Annotated in this window: 15 protein-coding genes, 1 tRNA gene, 1 other RNA gene and 1 pseudogene; 11 read left to right on the top strand and 7 right to left on the bottom strand. The window is 68.6% G+C overall.

The features are described 5' to 3' along the window. Positions 1-54 precede the first annotated feature (54 nt). On the top strand, positions 55-1,500 hold the full coding sequence (locus tag NI2_RS24090) for a threonine/serine exporter family protein (RefSeq protein WP_084476706.1): 1,446 nt from the start codon (positions 55-57) through the stop codon (positions 1,498-1,500). A 1-nt stretch (position 1,501) separates the two neighbouring features. Here NI2_RS24090 and NI2_RS24085 read toward each other — a convergent pair whose 3' ends face one another. The 3 genes from NI2_RS24085 to NI2_RS24075 form a co-directional block, all read right to left on the bottom strand. Then, positions 1,502-1,915 (bottom strand): DUF5994 family protein, encoded by a 414-nt coding sequence (locus NI2_RS24085; protein ID WP_133734144.1) that lies wholly within the window; start codon positions 1,913-1,915, stop codon positions 1,502-1,504. 252 nt (positions 1,916-2,167) lie between these two features. Continuing rightward, positions 2,168-2,255, bottom strand: a tRNA-Ser gene (locus NI2_RS24080). 67 nt (positions 2,256-2,322) lie between these two features. After that, positions 2,323-3,324, bottom strand: a complete 1,002-nt coding sequence (locus NI2_RS24075) for a hypothetical protein (RefSeq protein ID WP_067494648.1) — start codon at positions 3,322-3,324, stop codon at positions 2,323-2,325. Positions 3,325-3,471: 147 nt separating this feature from the next. Between NI2_RS24075 and NI2_RS24070 the strand changes: the two genes are divergently transcribed. The 3 genes from NI2_RS24070 to NI2_RS24060 all read left to right on the top strand — a co-directional run bounded on the left by NI2_RS24070 (position 3,472) and on the right by NI2_RS24060 (position 5,572). Next, entirely contained in the window at positions 3,472-4,032 is a 561-nt protein-coding gene (locus NI2_RS24070) for a TetR/AcrR family transcriptional regulator (protein WP_067494645.1), read from the top strand. Positions 4,033-4,058: 26 nt separating this feature from the next. Further along, positions 4,059-4,153, top strand: an RNA gene (gene ffs, locus NI2_RS24065) — signal recognition particle sRNA small type. Positions 4,154-4,282: 129 nt separating this feature from the next. Then, positions 4,283-5,572 carry an aspartate aminotransferase type Ic gene (locus NI2_RS24060; RefSeq protein ID WP_067494642.1) on the top strand — a complete coding sequence of 430 codons (1,290 nt, stop codon included), beginning with the start codon at positions 4,283-4,285 and terminating at the stop codon, positions 5,570-5,572. 50 nt (positions 5,573-5,622) lie between these two features. Here NI2_RS24060 and NI2_RS24055 read toward each other — a convergent pair whose 3' ends face one another. After that, on the bottom strand, positions 5,623-6,426 hold the full coding sequence (locus tag NI2_RS24055; RefSeq protein WP_067494639.1) for a methyltransferase domain-containing protein: 804 nt from the start codon (positions 6,424-6,426) through the stop codon (positions 5,623-5,625). A gap of 45 nt (positions 6,427-6,471) precedes the next feature. Between NI2_RS24055 and NI2_RS24050 the strand changes: the two genes are divergently transcribed. From NI2_RS24050 to NI2_RS24040, 3 genes and pseudogenes are all read left to right on the top strand, one after another. After that, the gene (locus NI2_RS24050; protein WP_067494636.1) at positions 6,472-7,050 is read left to right on the top strand and encodes an HhH-GPD-type base excision DNA repair protein; all 579 of its coding nucleotides are present in this window, start codon (positions 6,472-6,474) and stop codon (positions 7,048-7,050) included. A gap of 40 nt (positions 7,051-7,090) precedes the next feature. After that, positions 7,091-7,576, top strand: a pseudogene (locus tag NI2_RS24045) (DUF8020 domain-containing protein); the annotation flags it as partial. Between the two features lie 287 nt (positions 7,577-7,863). Beyond that, a complete protein-coding gene (locus NI2_RS24040) occupies positions 7,864-9,132 on the top strand; it encodes an ROK family transcriptional regulator (RefSeq protein ID WP_067494634.1) in 1,269 nt (422 codons plus the stop codon). Here the strand turns inward: NI2_RS24040 and NI2_RS24035 are convergent, their stop codons facing one another. Then, positions 9,133-10,746, bottom strand: coding sequence for a DUF2207 family protein (locus NI2_RS24035; RefSeq protein ID WP_067494631.1), 1,614 nt, complete (start codon positions 10,744-10,746; stop codon positions 9,133-9,135). A gap of 269 nt (positions 10,747-11,015) precedes the next feature. On the opposite strand from NI2_RS24035, the gene NI2_RS24030 reads away from it, so the two are divergent. Continuing rightward, positions 11,016-11,924: a neutral zinc metallopeptidase gene (locus tag NI2_RS24030; protein ID WP_067494628.1), complete on the top strand. Its 909-nt coding sequence runs from the start codon at positions 11,016-11,018 to the stop codon at positions 11,922-11,924. Between the two features lies 1 nt (position 11,925). On the opposite strand, the gene NI2_RS24025 is transcribed toward NI2_RS24030, so the two are convergent. Continuing rightward, entirely contained in the window at positions 11,926-12,753 is an 828-nt protein-coding gene (locus NI2_RS24025) for a hypothetical protein (RefSeq protein ID WP_067494625.1), read from the bottom strand. 446 nt (positions 12,754-13,199) lie between these two features. Between NI2_RS24025 and NI2_RS24020 the strand changes: the two genes are divergently transcribed. The 3 genes from NI2_RS24020 (at position 13,200) to NI2_RS24010 (ending at position 19,527) form a co-directional block, all read left to right on the top strand. Further along, positions 13,200-15,932: a DNA polymerase III subunit gamma and tau gene (locus tag NI2_RS24020; protein ID WP_067494622.1), complete on the top strand. Its 2,733-nt coding sequence runs from the start codon at positions 13,200-13,202 to the stop codon at positions 15,930-15,932. 189 nt (positions 15,933-16,121) lie between these two features. Further along, positions 16,122-17,336: an acetyl-CoA C-acetyltransferase gene (locus NI2_RS24015; protein WP_067494619.1), complete on the top strand. Its 1,215-nt coding sequence runs from the start codon at positions 16,122-16,124 to the stop codon at positions 17,334-17,336. Positions 17,337-17,376: 40 nt separating this feature from the next. After that, positions 17,377-19,527 (top strand): 3-hydroxyacyl-CoA dehydrogenase NAD-binding domain-containing protein, encoded by a 2,151-nt coding sequence (locus NI2_RS24010; RefSeq protein ID WP_067494616.1) that lies wholly within the window; start codon positions 17,377-17,379, stop codon positions 19,525-19,527. Positions 19,528-19,639: 112 nt separating this feature from the next. Here NI2_RS24010 and NI2_RS24005 read toward each other — a convergent pair whose 3' ends face one another. After that, positions 19,640-20,386: a hypothetical protein gene (locus tag NI2_RS24005; RefSeq protein ID WP_067494613.1), complete on the bottom strand. Its 747-nt coding sequence runs from the start codon at positions 20,384-20,386 to the stop codon at positions 19,640-19,642. Between the last annotated feature and the right edge of the window lie 71 nt (positions 20,387-20,457).

Below are 20,457 nucleotides of genomic sequence, written 5' to 3'. Positions count from 1 at the left end.
GACGAACTCGTGACGAGACGGCGAACCGGCACGAAACGCCGTTACGGTCGAAGTATGACAGCGGAGCACACGGCGGACGACGACGATTCGTCCCTCGGACGCCTCGGATCGCGTCCGCGTCTGCGCCTGCGCCGCCCGTTCTGGCGTCCGCTCGAACGCGCGACCGCCGACAACATCGTCGCCGCGCCCACCCCGCTGCGGCCGATCGACCTCACCGACGACGCCGAGGTGTCGCAGGTGCTCGATCTGGCGGTACGGGTGGGTGAGGTGGTGCTCGCCGCCGGTACGGGTGTCGGCGACACCTCCGCGCAGGTTCGCTTCATCGCCTCCACCTACGGTCTGGACAAATGCGATATCGACGTCACCTTCGACGCCATCCGCATCTGGGCCGACCGCGGCCCGTATCTGCCTCCGGCCAGCGATATGCGGGTGGTGAAGTACCGCTCGCTCGACTTCACCCGCCTCGCCGCCGTCGACCGGTTGACCCGGCGCATCCGCACCCAGGTGGTTCCGGTCGAGAACGCGCACGCCGCGCTCGACGAGATCGTTTCCGCCCGGCACCCGTATCCACGCTGGGTCTCGACGGCGGGCTGGTCGCTGCTGGCCGCGGCCATCGCGGTGCTGCTCGGCGGCGGCGTGATGCTCGCGGTGATCAGTTTCGCCACGACCGCCGTCATCGACCTGGTGAACCGGGCGCTGCATCAGCTCGGTCTGCCGTTGTTCTTCCAGAACATGATCGGTGGCGTCATCGCCTCGACCCCGGCGATAGCGCTGGCCGCGTTCAGTGACCAATGGCGAGCCGATGCGGCGCTGATCGTCGCGGCGGGGATCACCGTGCTGCTGTCCGGATTGCAACTGGTCGGTTCGGTACAGGACGCCATCACCGGTGCGCCGGTCACCGCCGCGGCCCGCATGCTCGAAGTGGTGATGATGACCGGCGGCATCGTCGCGGGCATCGGTCTGGCCCTGCGGGTTTCGACGATTCTCGGGATCGAGGTGCCCGAGATCGCGGCGAACGCGGGTCGCGATACCGAGTTCCTCGCGCTCAAGCTCAGTGCCGGTGCGGTGGCGGCGGTCGCGTTCGCGATGGCCTGTTACGCCGAGCGGCGGGCCTTGTTCGCGGCAGGTCTCAGCGGTGCGGGCGGCACCGCGGCCTACCTCGTCGTCCAGGACATCGGGTTCGGGCCGGTCGTCGCCTCGGGTGCGGCGGCCACGCTGATCGGCATGGCCGGTGGTCTGATGGCGCGGCGCGCGCTCACTCCGCCGCTGGTCGTCGCGGCCGCGGGTATCACGCCGCTGCTGCCTGGTCTGAAGGTGTACCGAGGGCTGTACGCCCTGCTCGAGGACGAAACGCTGCTCGGGTTCGGGCAGATTCTCGGTGCCTTCGGCGTGGGGTGCGCGCTGGCGGCGGGCGTCATTCTCGGTGAATGGTTCGACCGGTTGCTCAGTCGCCGCGGCACACCGCGCGACTTCGACCCGACCTACACCAGCGACCGCTGACTCAGACCGCGCCCATCAGCGTGCGCGGTCCGTCGGCGGCGGTGTCGGCCGGCGCCGGATCCTGGATACGGGGCTTGCCCGCGGCCCAGCGCATCTGGCTGCGCGCGGCGGCCGCCTCGGTGGAGGCGGGAATGACGAGGAGCGCGAGGCTCGCGCCGTTGCTGCCGACCAGGTGCATGATGCGCGCGGCCTCGTCGGCGCCGGATTCGTCGGCGGTCCAGTCGAATCCGAGCTGGGCCAGCTTGCCGATCTGCGGTCCGACCGCGGTGACCAGCTGGTGCATCTCGGTCATCGGCGCGTCGGTGCGCGGCCACCAGGCGCCGTCGATCGGGCCGGGTGCCGTCTTGCGGTCGCGCAGCATCAGCCGGATCGGGCCCGCCGTGTCGCGACCGATAGTCGTGTCAGGTGTACTCACGAAAGTTTCCTCTTGGTGTGTTCGGCCGGCGCTCTCGACGCCGGCCGGTGTGCGCCGCCGGTTTCGACGGGCACGAAGCCTTAGTACCCAGTTCCGCTGTGTCTGCACGCGCGATTTATCGCGGCGACGACGGCGGTCGGGTGCGGTGGGGGTCTCCCGCACCATCGGGGGTCACTCTACGGACACCCACCGACAGATCCACCGGATTAAACGAACAGGGCCCCGACCGGCGAACCGATCAGGGCCCTGCTGTGGCGGAGGATAGGGGATTTGAACCCCTGAGGGCGTTAACCCAACCCGCGTTCCAGGCGAGCGCCATAGGCCACTAGGCGAATCCTCCGTGGAGCAGCATAGCGGGTCGACGGGGGCCGATGCCAAACCGGCCCCCGTCCTACCCCGCTGACCTGCTATTTCTTCAGTGCGGTCAGGACCTTGCGGACCTGGGTTTCGGCGGCCGAGCGCAGGGTCGACTTGTCGACACTGCCCATCTTGTCCACCTCGATCTCCACCTTCACCGAGATATTGCTGTCGTGCGCGGCGACCACGTAGATGTAGTCGTTCGGGATGGAACCGTAGATGCGCTGCTCGTAGGCGTAGTACGCCTCCGTGCCGAGGCCGCTGAGCGGGCCGTGGTCGTAGTCCTTACCGGTGGTCTTGGTGTCGTAGCCCTTCCAGCGCGAGTAATCCGATTCGGTCTCGTAGCTGGACTTGAACGCCACCTCGAGCGAGATCTTCGCGCCGGTGCCGCTGCGGCCGGAGTCCTGGTTCTTGGCATCGCAGTTGTAGGAGCCGCCACCGCCGTACTCCGAGGGCTCACGCTCGGTGTGCGTGGTCGTCTCCCTGGTCGAGGACCACTGGTTGAGCACCGTGAGGTCGATCAGGTCGCAGGCGTTCTTGCCCTTCTGGAAGGCGTAGTCGCCTTCCCATTCGGACGGATTGGGGCCGAACGGGTTGGTCTCGTCGGCCTTGTTCGCGGCGAACGCGATGAGGCCGATCACCAGCACGCCGACCAGCAGCACCGCGCCGCCGACGATCCACCACACGGCCTTGTTGCCCGACGACGGCGGACGCGGCGGCGTGCCCCACTGCTGGGCCGGGTACTGCGGCGGCGCCGCGAACGGCTGTGCGGTGGCGCCTGCCTGGTAGGGCATGCCGGTGTAGGGCTGCGGGTTGGCGCCGCTCTGGTACGGCGTCGCCGCCGGGGGAGCGGTGTAGGGGTTGGCGCCGCTGTGCTGCGGTGCGGGCGGTGCGGTGTAGGGGCCGGGCGTGCCGATGTCGCCGCGCAGGATGGTCGGATCGGCCTGCTGTGGTGGCTGACCCGAGTCGGGGCCTGGGCGTTCCCACCACTGCACAGTCGGGTCGGACGGCGGTACGTCGCCGCCGGGCGGTTGCTGGTTCGGGCCGGTCACGCGCGGAACCCCCTCGTAGTCATGGGGAACCGGGACCCCCCTTGCCGATGTCGCACTGATCGTAGCCAGCTTCGTCAGGGGATGACGTATCTATACGCCTACGTACACTGGTTCTTCCGTCGTCGGACGAGCAGAAACGGAGCACACGTGGGCGTCGCGCGAACACCACGCGAACGGTGGATCGAAGAGGGGCTGCACGTGCTCGCCACCTCGGGTGTCGACGCGGTGCGAGTGGAAGCGCTCGCCAAACGCATCGGCGTCACCAAGGGCGGTTTCTACGGCTACTTCGCCGACCGCGAGGCCCTGCTGACGGCGATGCTGGAAGCCTGGGAGCGCGAGGCCGTCGACGAGGTGCTCGCCAAGGTCGACAACGCGGGCCTCGACCCGAAGAACCGGGCGCGCATGGCCGGTGTCCTCACCCTCTCGGATCACCGGCTGCTGCCCATCGACCTGGCCGTTCGCGACTGGGCCCGCCGCGACGACGACGTCGCCACCCGCCTGCGCCGTGTCGACAACGCGCGAATGGCGTTGCTGCGCGAGACGATCGGCGAATTCTGCGATGATCCCGATGAGGTGGAAGCCCGCGCCCTGCTCGCCTTCTGCGCCGTGATCGGCGGGCACTTCCTCGCCGCCGATCACGAGGGCCGCACCCGCGTGGAGGTGTTCATCCGAGCCGCCGACCTGCTGTTCGAACCCCGAAATCGCTAGTACGCGCGATTGCGGCTACACTGGCCGACGGATCCCGCGCGGCGCGCATCCTGTGAACTCCCCCAGGGCCGGAAGGCAGCAAGGGTCAACGGGCTCTGCCGGGTGCGCGGGGTCCCCTTTAATTTCGGGACTCCGCTGCACACCTTCGCAGCGTGCGAGCCCATCCTCCCCGGATACCCTGCCGATTCCCGGCAACCGCCGGGTAACGTTGCGGGTACACCCACCTTGCTGCTTCGAAAGGCTGCCCAGGATGCCCCGGCAAACGCAGATCGGTTTGATGAGCCACGCGGAACTCGTGTCCGAGCACGAGTCCCAGACCGCGAACTACGCGACGCTCAAGACCGAGAAGCTCACGCTGGATCTCACCCGAGGTAAGCCGTCACCGGAACAGCTCGACCTCTCCTCGCCCCTGTTGGCCCTACCCGGCGACGGCGACTTCCGCGACGGCACCGGCACCGACTGCCGCAACTACGGCGGCCTCACCGGCCTGCCCGAACTGCGCGCCATCTTCGGCGAACTGCTCGGTATCCCCGTCGACCAATTGGTGGCGGGCAACAACGCCAGCCTCGAGATGATGCACGACATCATCGTCTTCTCGATGCTCTACGGCACCCCCGACTCCCCGCGCCGCTGGGCCTCCGACGAGCCGATCAAGTGGCTGTGTCCCGCCCCCGGCTACGACCGGCACTTCGCCATCACCGAGGCGCTCGGCATCGAGATGATCACCATCCCGATGCGCCACGACGGCCCCGACACCCACGTCATCGCGCGGTTGCTGGCAAACGACCCGCGGATCAAGGGTCTGTGGGCGGTGCCGAACTACTCCAACCCCACCGGCGTTGTCTTCTCCGAAGAGATTGTGCGCGAACTGGTTTCGATGCCCGCCGCCGCACCGGACTTCCGCCTGTTCTGGGACAACGCCTACGCGGTGCACCCGCTCACCGACACCGCCGCACCCGTGCTCGACGTGCTCGGCATGGCGGCGGCCGCCGGTCACCCGAACCGTCCGCTGGTCTTCGCCTCGACCTCCAAGATCACCTTCGCCGGTGCGGGCGTGAGCTTCTTCGGTGCGTCCAAAGCAAATATCGACTGGTACCTCGACCACGCGGGCAAGAAGAGCATCGGCCCCGACAAGCTCAACCAGCTGCGCCACCTGCGGTTCTTCGCCGACGCCGAAGGCGTGCGTGAGCACATGCAGAAGCATCGGCGGTTGCTCGAGCCGAAGTTCGCACTGGTGCGCCGGATCCTCGAGGATCGGCTCGGGGCGTCGAAGGTCGCGTCGTGGACCGAGCCCAAGGGTGGGTACTTCATCAGTCTCGATGTGCTCGAAGGGACGGCGGCGCGGGTGATCGCGTTGGCCAAGGACGCGGGGATCGCGCTGACGGCCGCTGGGTCGGCGTTCCCGTACCGCAACGATCCCGAGGACAAGAACATCCGGATCGCGCCGAGTTTCCCGCAGTTGCCGGAGCTGGAGAAGGCGATGGACGGGTTGGCGACCTGTGTGTTGCTTGCCGCGACGGAGAAGCTGCTCGAAGCCTGACCACGAAGGAGGCCCCGCGTACCCCGCTGCCGGGATACGCGGGGTTTCGTCTATTTCTTGTAGGCCAGGGTCGCGAAGACGGTGACCGAGATGTGGGTGTGGCCTCGGGCCGCGGCCTCGTGGAGATCGGTGAGGAGTTGGTCGCGGGCTTCGGGGGTGACGGTTCCGCGCAGGACCGCGAGGTCGGCTATGCGGTTGACCAGGGCGCCCGCGCCGATGGTTCGGTCCTGGACCAGGGCGTGGGAGCCGATCTCGTCGACGGTCAGGCCCGCGTCGGTGAGGAGGCCGGCCAGTCTGCGGCCGGAGAAGGGGTTGGTTGTGGAGGAGATCAGGGTGTCGATCACCGCGCGGGCCACCTCGGGGACGCCGGGATGGATGATGGCGGTCGCCCAGTCTGCGTCGACGACCACCGCGCGGCCGCCGGAGCGCAGGACGCGCGCGATTTCGGTCGCGGCGCGGGCGGGGGCGGTCAGGTGCTGGAAGACGCGTTCGCACAGGACGGCGTCGAAGGTGTTGTCGCCGAAGGGCAATCCGTAGGCGTCGCCGGAGACGAAGGTGGCGGTGGAGCCGCGTTCGGTCGCGCGCCGGGTGGCGGAGGCGAGCAGATCCGGGTCGGGTTCCACGCCGACGGCGGTGCCACGGGGGCCGACCGCGTCGGCGAAGGTGAACACTTCCGAGCCGGTGCCGGAACCGATGTCGAGCGCGCTGTCGCCGGGCCGCAAACCGAGTCGTTCGTGGGTCCAGGCGCCGAGAGCGCGCACGCCGGGCTGTGTCACCTCCAGGTCATGGGCATCGATCAGCTGGGGTTGTCCCGCCCGATCGAAACGGTCCGGGCGTGGGGTGTAATCCGTCATTCGTACCGCCGATGTGGGTGCAGTGAAATGTGTCACGATGAATATATGACCCGAACGCTGTGCCTTGCCCAGGACGCCGAGGCCGATCAACTACTCAGCACCGACGATTTCGCCTTGCTGCTCGGCATGCTCCTGGATCAGCAGTACCCGATGGAACACGCCTTTCGGGGGCCGCAGAAACTGGCCGGGCGAATGGGCGGATTCGATCTGCGCCGTATCGCCGAGGCCGACCCGGCCGAATTCGAGGAACTCGCCGCCACCCCACCCGCCATCCACCGGTACGGCCGCTCGATGGCCCGGCGCGCGCAGGCGCTCGCCAACTACATCATCGAGCACTACGACGGCGTACCAGCGAAGATCTGGACCGAGGGCGACCCCGACGGCAAGGAAGTGCTGCGCCGGTTGCAGGACCTGCCGGGCTTCGGCGCGCAGAAGGCGAAAATCTTCCTCGCCCTGCTCGGCAAACAACGCGGTGTGCAACCGGAGGGCTGGCGAAAAGCGGCGGGTGCCTACGGCGACGAGGGTTCGCGCCGTTCGGTCGCCGACGTCGTGGACGCCGAAACCCTCGCCGAAGTAAGGGAATTCAAGAAACAAGCGAAAGCGGTGGCCAAAGCGGCCGAGTGAATTCGGCGATTGCGATCTCGGTACGTTTATTCCTCGTCATACCGTCGCGGCCACCCCGCTGACGTTCCGACTCGACGAGTTCGAATTGCCGAGCGCCGCCGAGATCTCGGGTAACACCGCCACCCTCACCCCGCAGCTCGACCCGGCCAAGGCCGTGTACAAGCCGGTCGCCCTGCCGTACGAGGACAAGGCGCCCTGGAAGTCGGAGTACGAGCTCGAGCAGGCGGCCTGGTCGCGCCTGACCTCGACGATCTCGATGGGCGCGACCATCGGCACCCTGGTCGGTGGGCTCGGCGGGGCCGCCGCCGGTTGCATCGCGGGCGCGGCGCTCGGCCTCGTCGCCACCGGTGCGCTGCTCACCCTGTTCGGCCTCGGCCCGCTGAGCGGATGCGTCGCGGGTGCGGCCGCCGTCGGCTTCCTCGGCGTGATCGCCGGGCAGCTGTTCGTCACCGGCCCGGTAGCCGTCGCCGCCGCGATCCAGTACTTCACCACCATCAACCAGCCCTTCACACCACCGGCCAAGTAGGCCGCCCGCACCGCGCTGACCTGGTGATTTGCTGTGTATCACCGCACAATTCGCTGGTCGGTCTTGGATGGGGGCCGATTCGGTGTTAATTTGACTGTTATGTCCGGCAACCATCACTACGCCCCGCGGGTCACCTATGTGACCGCCGCGCTGGGTCTGCGGTTGCCGTTGACGCGCGAACTGTGTCGTTCCTGCCGCTGCAGCTGAGCCTGTCGGGCTCGCGAGCTGCCACACCCTCGTGTAGGCAAACCCGTTGGTGAAACGGGATTTTCGGCAAGGAACCGCATATGTCTGCCCCCATTCTCGACCGCCCGATTTCGCGGGTGGTCACCGGTCGTTCCCGAGTTTCACGTCCCGTCGTCGCCCCTGAACTGCGGCGCGGCGACAACCCTGCCGCCGCCGTGCTGCGCGCGGCTGTCGGCGGCCCGATCTCCCGCGACAATGCCGCCCGGGCAACGGGTTTGAGCATCGCGACGGTGAACCGCCAAGTGGCCGCGCTGCTTTCGGCCGGCCTGCTGCGTGAACGCCCCGATCTCACCGCCGCCGGTGCGGTCGGGCGGCCACGGGTGCCCTTCGAGATCGACCACGACGCCTACCTCACCATCGGCATCCACATCGGCGCCGCGGCGACGAAAATCGTGGCCGCCGACCTGCGCGGCCGCATCCTCGGTGGGCTCGCCATCGCGACGCCGCAGACCGGACAGGACTTCGCCGTCACCACGGTCGCCCGCAGCGCCAAGGCGTTCCTGCAGCGCTGGCACCGGCGCACCCCGCTGTGGGCAGGCGTCGCGATCGGTGGCCGGGTCGACACGCACACCGGCCTCGTCGACCATCCGAAACTGGCGTGGCAGGGCGCACCGCTCGGCCAGGTCCTCGGTGACGTGCTCGAGCTGCCGGTTTCCGTCGCGCCGCACGTGGAAGCGATGGCCGCCTCGGAACTGCTGCTGCCGACCTTCGACGCGCGCGGCCCGGAACAGCCCGCCGACCGGCCCGGCAGCAGCCTGTACTTCTACGTCCGCGAGACGGCCGGCATCGCCGTCACCCTCGACGGGCGGGTGCACACCCCGAGCAACGGCCCGGGTTCCATCGCGCACCTGCCCACCGGTTCGGACGTGCAGTGCACCTGCGGCAGGCGTGGCTGCTTGGAAGTGACCGTCGGCGATCGGGCGCTGCAGGCGCGTGCGGTCGGGCGCGGAATCATCCCGGCGCACAACGGAACCGTGGGCACCACCATCGCCGACCTGTACCGGGCCGCCGAGTCCGGTTCCGACGGCGCCCGCGAGCTGCTCGCCGAACGCGCGACCATGCTCGGCCAGACCGCCGCCCTGGTCCGCGACATGCTCAACCCGGACCGGGTGGTCCTCGGCGGGCAGGCCTTCACCGGCTACCGCCCGGCCCTCGGCCACGTGGCCCGCGCGTTCACCCAGAGCACCCAGCTGCCCCCGACCGACATCCGGGTCAGCGGATTCGGCGGCAAGGTGCAGGAATTCGCCGCTGTCGTCACCTCGCTCAGCGCGTTGTACGCCGACCCGCTGGCCGCCCTGCGCCGGGTGTAGCTACTTGCACGCCCCTTCGAGGGCGGTGATGAAGAACGGGAACTGGGAGGCGAAGCGGTGCAGGTTGCGGTCGCGGTCGTAGCCGGCGAACCAGTACAGGCCGGGCTGGGAATCGGCGGACGGGTCCATATCGCGGAAGGTGCGGATCCAGTTGTCGGCGCGACCGGTGATCACCGTGTAGGGCAGGGCGCGGGAGAAGATCGTCTCCTGATCGATCGGTGGGATGCGGTCGCGTGACACCGAGTCGAGTCCGCGTCCCATCGCCTTGATCCGGCCGACCACGGTGTCACCCAGCGTGGTTCGGGTCGGCAGGTAGTTCGGCAGCACGACCGCCGCCACCCCGGCCAGCAGGATCGCCACGCCGACCAGGGCGTGCCCGGCGGTCAACGCCAGGGCGACGGTGGTCGCGGCACCGACGGCGATCAGCGCGGCGCCGATCCAGCGGGGCAGCATCCGCTGCTTCGGATCGGCCAGCGCGCCGGTCGACACCGCGTCGCGGCGCATGGCCTCGCGGATCGGGTCCAGTTGCAGCCGGCCGGGCGCGCGCAGCTCGCGCACGGCGACGGTGTCGGTGCCCTCGGGCAGCAACATGTCGTAGACGACCCGCTCGTACTCGCGCAGCTGGTCGTCGGGGGCGTTGACGCGGCTGATCCGCCAGTCGTCCTCGCCGCGCGCGTTCACCGGGGCGATCCACAGGTAGCGGCGCACCGCCAGATCGACGACGGTGGCGGCGATGTCGACCGGGTCGACGTGTTCGTCGAGCAGCAGACCGGCCTCGCCGGGGAGGACGCCGTCGGGGGAGGTGAATTCCATCCGGTCACCGGTGCTGACGAGCGGGTCGAACGTGTCGCTGGTGGCGCGGGCCGTCGCACCGCGCTTGCGGGCGGTGAGCACGTAGGCGATCATCCCGGCCAGTGCCAGCAGCAGGGCGCCGAAGGCGGCGAGGACCGGGGTGGTGAAGGCGAAGAAGTTGTTCGAATCACCATCGCGCACATCGGCATTGGCGGGCACCGTGCCGGGGGGCATCTGCAGGGTGAGGTCGATCGCGTCGCCCTTGCGCAGGTCGGTCTGGCTCAGATACAGCACACCGTCGGGTTCGACGTGCACCTCGGCGCACGGGCGCGCACTGCCCGCGGGGCCCAATTTGCAGTCGACGATGCCCATTTGGAAGCTCGGGCTGATCACCGACACATCGAGGGAGGCGATGTCGGCGTTGAGCACGCCGAGCCAGTGGAACATCTGCGTGCCCGGCGCGTCGGCGACGGTGTTGTGCACCGTATACGTGAACTTGGATTCACCGGGCTTGGCCTCCACGACGAACTGGTCGTCCACGGTGGTCGCGGTGCCCGCCCCGGTCGCGGACACATCGGTGACCTTGAACACCCGCTCCACACCGTCGCCGAGGCCGAGTCGCAACGGCAGCGACATCGTGAAGTTCCCGTCGGCGGGCACCGCGACGGTTTCGACGACCTGCAGCACGCCAGTCTCGGTCAAGGTGAGATCGGCGGTGATCGACACCCCCGCGGGCTGCGTGTGGGCTACCGGAGCGGCCGCGAGCAGGCCCGCCGAAGCGAGCAGCAGCGCGCCCGCGGCGCCCCCCCGAAAAGTCAGCATGGCTGCCTACTCTAGACAGCTTGCTATCCTGCGTCAGCGGCTGTCGGCGACGAACTAGACGAGGGGGTACGGGGGACGTGAACCAACCACCGTACGGCTACGGCCCATACGGGCCCGGTGGACGACCGGTTCCGCCACCCCCCGGCTATGGTCGTGCCCCGGGTTATCGCCCGGAACAGGGCTACGGTCCGCCCGGATACCCACCGCCGCAAGGGTATCCGAAGCAGCGTCCGGCCTACGGACCGCCGCCGGGCTACCGTCCGCCGCCGATGCCCTACGGGCCACCCGGCAGACCGACCCCGCCGCCACGCAAGCGACGCGGCGGTTTCACCTCGCTGATGTTGGTGGTGATTTTCCTCGTCGTCGGTGGTCTGGTGAAGTTCGCCGTGAACAAGGGCGTCGATATCGGCATCGACGCGTTCGGCCCGAGACCGACCACTACCTACACGCCGCAACCCGGGAGTGCGCCCGCCAAGACCGGTGACAATCCGCTGGTCACCGATGCCGACGGCTCGCTGGTTCCAGCCTCCTGCGATTACGCGCCGTGGGGCGCCCAGGTCGACAAGGCCCGCAAGTTCTTCGAATCCGCCGCGGGCTGCCTGGAAGCGGCGTGGAAGCCGCTGATGGCCGCCAACGGGCTGCCCTTCGAGTCGCCGACGCTGAGCATCACCGCCACCACCGACGGCATCACCACCCCGTGCACCGGCTCCACCAGCAACTTCGCCGCCTTCTACTGCGCGGCGAACAAGACCATCTACATGCCGATCAGCCAGTTGCAGACCGATCAGTTCCGTGACAACTGGGTGGTGTACCTGTCGGTGTTCGCGCACGAATACGGGCACCACGTCCAGGCGCAGTCCGGGATCCTGCGCAAGGCCAACAGCGAACGGGTCGACGCGGGGGCGCGCTCGACCAAGGGACTCGAGCTGTCACGCCGAGTCGAGTTGCAGGCCAACTGTTTCGACGCCATGTTCATCGCCGCGTCCAAGGGCGGCGGTTCGCTGTCGTCGGACCAGGTCACCCTCGCCACCCGCGATTCCTACGGGCGCGGCGACCGGCCGGGCGACATGCGCGACCACGGCACCGCCGACAACGGCGGCAAGTGGTTCGAAGCCGGGCTGGAAAACCTGACGCCGCAGTGCAATACCTTCATCGCGGCGGCAGGCGACGTGAGCTGAGTCAGCCGCGAGCGTCCTTGGCCAGCGCGCGCAGGCCACGTTTGCCCGGGGCGGGCAGGTCGTCGCCGGTGTCGGCGAGCCATTCGGCGGTGACCAGCCAGCGGCGCTGAGCGTGCGCGTCGGCCACGTCGAAGAACACGCGGCGGCCACGATCGTCACGCAGGTCGCGCGACAGTGCCGCCCAGCTCGGGGCGCGACCCTTGTCCACGGTGTGCTCGGCGACGAAACCCGCGACCATCTTCCCGATCATGTTCACCGGCTTCTGCGACACCCGGTTGCCGTATTTCGTTGTGTGCCAACGACGGGCGGGGCACAGCGAGCCCGGGTTCGCGTTGGAGGCGATCCAGCCCGCGCGCTGCGCGCGTTCGATGAGCCACAGGTGTTTCACGGCGGTCGGCGCGATCTCACCGACCCGGTCGGCGATGAGTTCGGTGATCTGGGGGTCGGCGAGGATGTCGCGGCGGGTGGGGCCGATGCCGTGCTCGGTCCAATGTGCGGCCGCGAGCCTGGCCAGGATGCGGCCGAACTCGTCGATGCTGCGTTGTGCCCGCCTGCCGAGCCGTTCGATCCGTTCGGCCTCGCGGCGCATCTCGTTCTGCGCGGTGAGGGTGCGGATCGCGGCCATCGTCGGCACCTGCCCGCGCTCGAGCAGCTGCAGGATGGCGGCCGCGGTGGCCGGGTCGGCGGCCGCCGCGACGGGTAAGGAGTCGCGTTTGATGTCGAAGTCCTGCGGGCTGATCGCCCGGCTCAGCAGTCCGACCGCGGCGTGGTCGCCCGCGAACTCGGTGTGGGCCAGCCAGGCGGCTGCGATGTCATCACACGACAGCACGATGAAACGTTCCTCCGGTCGATGCGGTGGGGGAGCGATCGGTGCGCGAAGGTTGTGCCCCGGTCGGGATGAGGGACCGGCCGGGGTCACCAACCTGATGAAGGTTTGGCCACCGAAGTTGCCGATAACCACGGTAGCCAGCCGCTTGCGCCGCTGTCACGACGGTTCACGGTTTCGTTACATCTGGAAACGACTCGATATTCGGGGACCGGGTACGGAATTAAGCGACAACCAGGATCGACGAAGTCGTCCTGTCGCGATTCGCCGAATAGGGAACCCTCGATAACGGGTGAGTTGCACCCAACGGGCCCGCTATGCGGCCTCGAGTTGAACCTTTAACCACTATGTGATCTACAACACATGTAACTTGCTGTACCGCTATGCCCTTCGGCTCCACCTCTGCGGCGCCAGCCGGGATGTCACACCGCACCGGTAGCCTTTGGGCCGTGGCTCTGTACCGGAAATATCGACCGGCGACATTCGCTGAGGTAGTGGGTCAGGAGCACGTCACCGACCCGCTGAGTACAGCGCTGGACACCGGCCGCATCAGCCATGCGTACCTGTTCTCCGGGCCGCGCGGCTGCGGCAAGACGTCCTCGGCGCGCATCCTCGCCCGCTCGCTCAACTGTGTGGAGGGGCCGACCTCGCGCCCGTGTGGCACTTGCGCGTCCTGCGTGGCGCTCGGGCCGGGCGGGTCCGGCAATCTCGACGTCATCGAGCTCGACGCAGCCAGTCACGGTGGTGTCGACGACACCCGTGAGCTGCGCGATCGTGCCTTCTACGCGCCCGCCGAGTCGCGCTATCGCGTGTTCATCGTCGACGAGGCGCACATGGTCACCACGGCCGGTTTCAACGCGCTGCTCAAGATCGTCGAGGAACCGCCCGCCCATCTGATCTTCATCTTCGCCACCACCGAACCCGACAAGGTGCTGCCGACCATCCGGTCGCGCACCCACCACTACCCGTTCCGGTTGCTGCCGCCCGCGACCATGCGCGGGCTGCTCGGCAAGATCTGCGAGCAGGAGCACGTGCCGGTGGAGGAGGCGGTGTACCCGCTGGTCATCCGGGCCGGTGGAGGTTCCCCGCGCGACAGCCTCAGCGTGCTCGACCAGCTGCTCGCCGGTGCCGGGCCCGAGGGCGTCACCTATCCGCGGGCGGTTTCGCTGCTCGGCGTCACCGATGTGGCGCTGATCGACCACGCCGTCGACGCACTCGCCGCCGACGACGGCGCCGCCCTGTTCGGCACGATCGACCAGGTGATGGAGGCCGGGCACGACCCGCGCCGATTCGCCGTCGACCTGCTCGAACGCCTACGCGACCTGATCCTGCTCCGCGCGGTCCCCGATGCCGCCGAGCGCGGCCTCGTCGCGGGCCCCGGCGACGTGCTCGAGCGCATGCGCGACCAGGCCGCCCGCATCGGCCCCGCCACCCTCACCCGCTACGCCGAACTCCTCCACGAGGGCCTCGGCGAAATGCGCGGCGCCACCGCCCCCCGCCTCCTGCTCGAGGTCATCTGCGCCCGCATGCTCCTCCCGTCGGTCTCCGACACCGAATCCGCCACCCTCCAACGCCTCGAACGCCTGGAACGCGGATTCGCCACCGGCGCACTCCCTTCCGCCCGCCCTGCCGGCGACGCCCCCACCCGGCCTGTGGTCGACGCACCCGCGCCCGCCCCGTCGAGTGCGCAAGGTTCGAGCGCCGAGGGTCGCCGTCGAGGCGCGGAAATCCTCGCCGCCGCCATGGCGGAAAAGGAAGCCGCCGCGCGCAAGTCGGGAGCTTCCGGCGCTGAGGCAGCCGCCGCGCACCAGTCCGATGCTCCCGCCGCCGATGATCGCGCGCCACATCCGCACGTCCCCGCCGCTCACGAGGCCACGACCGACAACTCGGCCACCACGCATTCGCCGGTCGCCCATTCGGCCGCATCGCCACCGGCCGCCGACTCGGCTGCATCGGCACCGGCCGCCGACTCGGCCGCGACGGCGCCGAACGCGCTCACGGGACAGGATCCGGCTCCGCAACGTCCGCAGCGGGCGAGCGAGAGCGACACCGGTATTCGGGGTGCCGAGCGCGATGCGGCTTCGCGACCGCAGGCTTCGGCGGCGCAAGAGCCTGCCGGCCGTGATCGGGGTGCTGAGCAGGCCTCGCCTGCGCCGCAGCGTCCGTCCGTCGCGCATCAGACGCCCGCCGTGCCGCCGCCGGGTACCACCGAAACGGCCGCACCGTCATCGCGCGACGAACAAGATCGTGCTGCTCGGTCGTCCGGTGTCCCCCGACCGGTCGTCGACACGCAGGACGCCGATCCGACTCCGCCGTCCTCGGTCGACTCGGTTTCCGCCACCTCCGTATCGGCACCGGCCGTGTCGGACGCCCGCGGTGAGGGACCGGAAGTTGCCTCGCCGCAGCGTGATTCGCGCGCTGGTACGGCAGATGAGCCTATGGCCGGGTCTCGGCGAGACGGCGCAACCTCGACGCCCGCACAGGCAGCTGCGACCGGTAGTCCCGAGGTGCCGCAGGGGCAGGCACCCGCGGAAGATCTGCTCGCCCTCGTCGACGCGGCGTGGGCCGACATCAAGACGAAGGTGCGGGAGTTCGGGCTCACGTTGCACGCGCTGATGTCGGGGGCCGCGGTGTCGCGGGTGGAGGGGCAGACGATCGTTTTCGCGCATCAAAGTGCTCCGTTGGCGCAGCGGTTGTCCGATCCGCGCAATATCGAGTCGGTGCGGGCGGCCGTGCGGGCGGTGCTCGGGCGGGAACTGGATGTGCGCTGGGAGACCGGTGCCCCCGCGGCACGCCCGGCGCCGCAGGCCAAGAACACGGCGGGTCCGGCGGAGAGCAAGCCCGCCGCCCGGCCGCAGTTCTCGCGCCCGAGTCAGGCCAAGGGTGGGCGGGCGCGCACCGGCAAGCCCGACGACGACATTCCGCCGCCCGACTTCCCCGACTTACCCGACGACCCGGGTCCGCAGGACAGTTATGCCGTCGATCCGGCGCGTTCCGGCGGCGAGTCGGCAGGCGCCCCGCGCCCCGCGCCCGGCATTCCCGCCCCGCCGACTCCGGAGGAGGAGCAGGAGATGCTGGCCGCCGCCGCGGTTCCGGTGGCTCCGGGCGACCGGCAGGACCCGGACGAGGTCGCCCTGGCGTTGCTGCGCAGCGAGCTCGGCGCAAAGTCTCTGGACGGTTGACAGCCACCGTCCATACCGCGTTAAGTTAACCGGAGTTCGCACACCACGGTAGTATGAACGGGTGGCCGGGAACTCCGGATGGGCATGGTTCTATGCTCCGCTGGTGCTTGCCGGATTTGTACGGCGTCGAAGACGATTGGTCGTGGCGTTCGTGCGGCCACCGCACCCCAAGGAAGGAAACACTCCGATATGACCACAGAGGCCTACATCTACGAGGCCATCCGCACTCCGCGCGGCCGCGGCAAGAAGAACGGCTCGCTGCACTCGGTCAAGCCGATCGATCTGACTGTTGGTCTGATCCAGGAGCTGCGTGGCCGCTTCCCGAACCTCGACGAGGATCGGATCTCCGACATCATCCTCGGCGTGGTCACCCCCGTCGGTGACCAGGGCATGGACATCGCCCGCACCGCGGTCACCATCGCCGGCCTGCCCGACACCGTCGGTGGCTTCCAGCTGAACCGTTTCTGTGCCTCCGGCCTCGAGGCCGTGAACCTGGCCGCGCAGAAGGTGCGCTCGGGCTTCGACGAGCTCGTGATCGCCGGTGGCGTCGAGTCCATGTCGCGCGTGCCGATGGGCTCCGACGGCGGCGCCTGGGCGCTCGACCCGGCCACCAACTACGACGGCTACTTCGTGCCCCAGGGCATCTCGGCCGACCTGATCGCCACCATCGAGGGCTTCACCCGCGATGACGTCGACGCCTACGCCGTGCGCTCGCAGGACCTGGCGGCCAAGGCCACCACCGGCGGCTACTTCGCCAAGTCGATCGTCCCGGTCAAGGACATCAACGGCCTGGTCGTGCTCGACAACGACGAGCACATGCGCCCCGGCACCACCGCCGAGGACCTGGCCAAGCTGAACCCGGCCTTCGCAGGCATCGGCGAGATGGGTGGCTTCGACGCGGTCGCGCTGCAGAAGTTCACCTACGTGGAGAAGATCAACCACGTCCACCACGGCGGCAACAGCTCGGGCATCGTCGACGGCGCCGCCCTGCTGCTGATCGGTTCCGAGGATGCGGGCAAGAACTCGGGTATGACCCCCCGCGCCCGCGTCGTCGCCACCGCCACCTCCGGTGCCGACTCCACCATCATGCTCACCGGCCCCACCCCGGCCGCCAAGAAGGCGCTGGCGCTGGCCGGTCTGACGATCGAGGACATGGACCTCGTCGAGATCAACGAGGCCTTCGCCTCCGTTGTGCTGAAGTTCCAGAAGGACCTGAACGTCCCGGACGAGAAGCTGAACGTCAACGGTGGCGCGATCGCGATGGGTCACCCCCTCGGTGCCACCGGCGCGATGATCACCGGCACCGTGCTCGACGAGCTGGAGCGCCGCAACGCTCGCTACGGCCTGATCACGCTGTGCATCGGTGGCGGCATGGGCGTTGCCACCATCATCGAGCGGGTCTGACCTTCCAACCGGAACTTCTCATAGGAGAGAACGAAAAACTATGACTGACAACATCATCGGTTGGGAGAAGGACGCCGACGGCGTGGTCGTCCTGACCATCGACGACCCGAGCCAGGGCGCCAACACCATGAACGACGCGTACATCACCTCGATGGCCGCGACCGTTGACCGCCTGGAGGCCGAGAAGGACGACATCACCGGTGTCGTCATCACCTCCGGCAAGAAGACCTTCTTCGCCGGCGGCGACCTGAAGAACATGATGCAGGTCGGCCCGGACAACGCCGCCGACGTCGCGAAGATGCTCGACGGTGTCAAGGCCCCGCTGCGTCGCCTCGAGCAGCTCGGCAAGCCCGTCGTCGCCGCCATCAACGGTGCCGCCCTCGGCGGTGGCCTCGAGATCGCGCTGGCCACCCACCACCGCATCGCGGCCGACGTCAAGGGCTCGGCCATCGGCCTGCCCGAGGTGTCCCTCGGTCTGCTGCCCGGCGGCGGCGGTGTGACCCGCACCGTGCGCATGCTCGGCCTGCAGAACGCGCTGATGCAGGTGCTGCTGCAGGGCCAGCGTCACCGCGTCACCAAGGCCAAGGAAATCGGCCTCATCGACGAGGTCGTCTCCTCCGTCGAGGAGCTGCTGCCCGCCGCCAAGGCGTGGATCGCGGCCAACCCCGAGGCCGCCCAGCCGTGGGACAAGAAGGGCTATAAGATCCCCGGCGGCACCCCGTCGACCCCGGCGCTCGCGGCGAACCTGCCCGCGTTCCCGGCCAACCTGCGCAAGCAGATCAAGGGCACCAACATGCCCGCCCCGCGCGCCATCATGGCCGCGGCGGTCGAGGGTGCGCAGGTCGACATCGACAACGCGCTCGCCATCGAGGGTCGTTACTTCATCAGCCTGCTGACCGGCCCGGTCGCGAAGAACATGATCCAGGCGTTCTTCTTCGACCTGAACCACATCAACGGTGGCGGTTCGCGTCCCAAGGATGTGCCCAAGCGCGAGATCAAGAAGATCGGCGTCATCGGCGCCGGCATGATGGGCGCGGGCATCGCCTACGTCTCGGCCAAGGCCGGCTACGAGGTCGTCCTCAAGGACGTCGAGCTCGCCAACGCCGAGAAGGGCAAGGCGTACTCGGAGGCCATCGAGAAGAAGGCCCTCTCCCGTGGCAAGACCACCCAGGAGAAGTCCGACGCGCTGCTGGCCCGCATCACCCCGACCGCGGACGCCGCCGACTTCAAGGGCGTCGACTTCGTGATCGAGGCCGTGTTCGAGAACCCCGACCTCAAGAACAAGGTGTTCCAGGAGATCGAGGACATCGTCGATCCCGACGCGCTGCTCGGCTCCAACACCTCCACCCTGCCCATCACCCTGCTCTCCGAGGGCGTGAAGCGGTCCGAGGACTTCATCGGTATCCACTTCTTCTCCCCCGTGGACAAGATGCCGCTGGTGGAGATCATCAAGGGTGAGAACACCTCCGACGAGGCGCTGGCCCGGGTGTACGACTACACCCTCGCCATCAAGAAGACCCCGATCGTCGTCAACGACAGCCGTGGCTTCTTCACCTCGCGCGTGATCGGCACCTTCATCAACGAGGCCATCTCCATGGTCGCCGAGGGTGTCGACCCCTCGACGGTCGAGCAGGCCGGTCTGCAGGCGGGCTACCCGGCCGCGCCGCTGAAGCTCAGCGACGAGCTGAACTTCACCACCATGCAGAAGATCTACAAGGAGACCGCCGACGCCATCAAGGCCGCCGGTGGCGAGCTGAACGCTGCCGCGGAGACCACCGCCGCGGTGCTCGACAAGCTGGTCGGCGAGTTCGACCGCAAGGGCAAGGCGGGCGGCGCCGGCTTCTACGACTACGTCGACGGCAAGGCTGTCGGCCTGTGGAGCGAGCTGCGTTCGCTGTACAACTCGCAGCGTGAGCTCCCGGAGGGTGTCACCTTCCAGGACCTCAAGGACCGGATGATGTTCGCCGAGGCCATCGAGACCCAGAAGTGCTTCGACGAAGGCGTGCTCACCAGCACCGCCGACGCGAACATCGGCTCGATCTTCGGCATCGGCTTCCCGGCCTGGTCGGGCGGCTCGCACCAGTTCATCGTCGGCTACCCCGGTGGCCAGGAGGCCTTCGTGGCCCGCGCCGACGAACTGGCCAAGAAGTTCGGCCCCCGCTTCGAGGTCCCGGCCTCGCTGCGCAAGTAGTAACCACCAGCGCCCCACCCCGGCGCTGCTGACCCGACAGCCCCGCCTCGCCACCGCGAGCCGGGGCTGTCGACGTATTCGCCTCCCTTGTCGAGGTACGGCGAGTAGGGCTCTATCGGAACAGGATGGCGGTGATGATGTCGGTGTGGCGGTAGCGGAGGTATTTCTCGACGGTGGCCGCGTCGACGGCGGAGGTGGCGGTTGCCAGCGTGATCACCACGAACTCGGCTTGTGAACCCGCGCGCCATTTGCCGGTCGCGAAATCCTTGATGTAGCTGCCGGGGCGGAGTTCGAAATCTTTGTCCTCGATCTTGTCGGCGGCGGCCTCGGCGGTGGCTTTGTCCGGCATCGCCAGGATGAACTGGGTGAATTTCAAGCCGCCGCCTTCGGCGGACAACACCAGTTCGGCGGCGTACTGACAACCGAGCTCGGTGAGTTTCCCGGCGTGCTCGATGGGTGCGCAACTGGTGTGATCGCGGCCGTCCACCCAATCCGCGTGCAATTCGACGTTGTCGAACTTGAAATCCCACGGGCCTTCGTAATCGGTATAACTCAGGCGCTCACCGGATCTCGACGGTGGTTTACCCGTGGTGCTCGTCGTGGTCGGCTTGCGGGTCGACGGCACATCCGTCGCCGACGCCGCGACCGCGGAACCGTCCACCCCGTTGTTACCCGCCCACACCAGCAAACCCGTGCCGCCGACGAGCCCCGCGACCACCACCAGCGCGATGACGATCCATGCCCCGCCGGAGTTGCGCGGCGGCGGCGCGAGCGGCGGAACTTCCTGCGCGAACTGTGGATACGCCGTCTCCTTCGACGGCTGCCCCCACGGCGCGGGATCCTGTGGTGGATAAGTCATCTCAGCTCCCCCTTCCACGGACGGCAATCGCGCCCGAGCCTGCCCCGAGCTTACCGATCGGCGGGTCGGTG

Origin of the sequence: Nocardia ignorata NBRC 108230 (assembly GCF_001612905.1) — a bacterium.
GTDB lineage: Bacteria > Actinomycetota > Actinomycetes > Mycobacteriales > Mycobacteriaceae > Nocardia > Nocardia ignorata.
The sequence above is the reverse complement of the archived record's forward strand: the minus strand, read 5'-3'. Positions and strand labels throughout refer to the sequence as shown.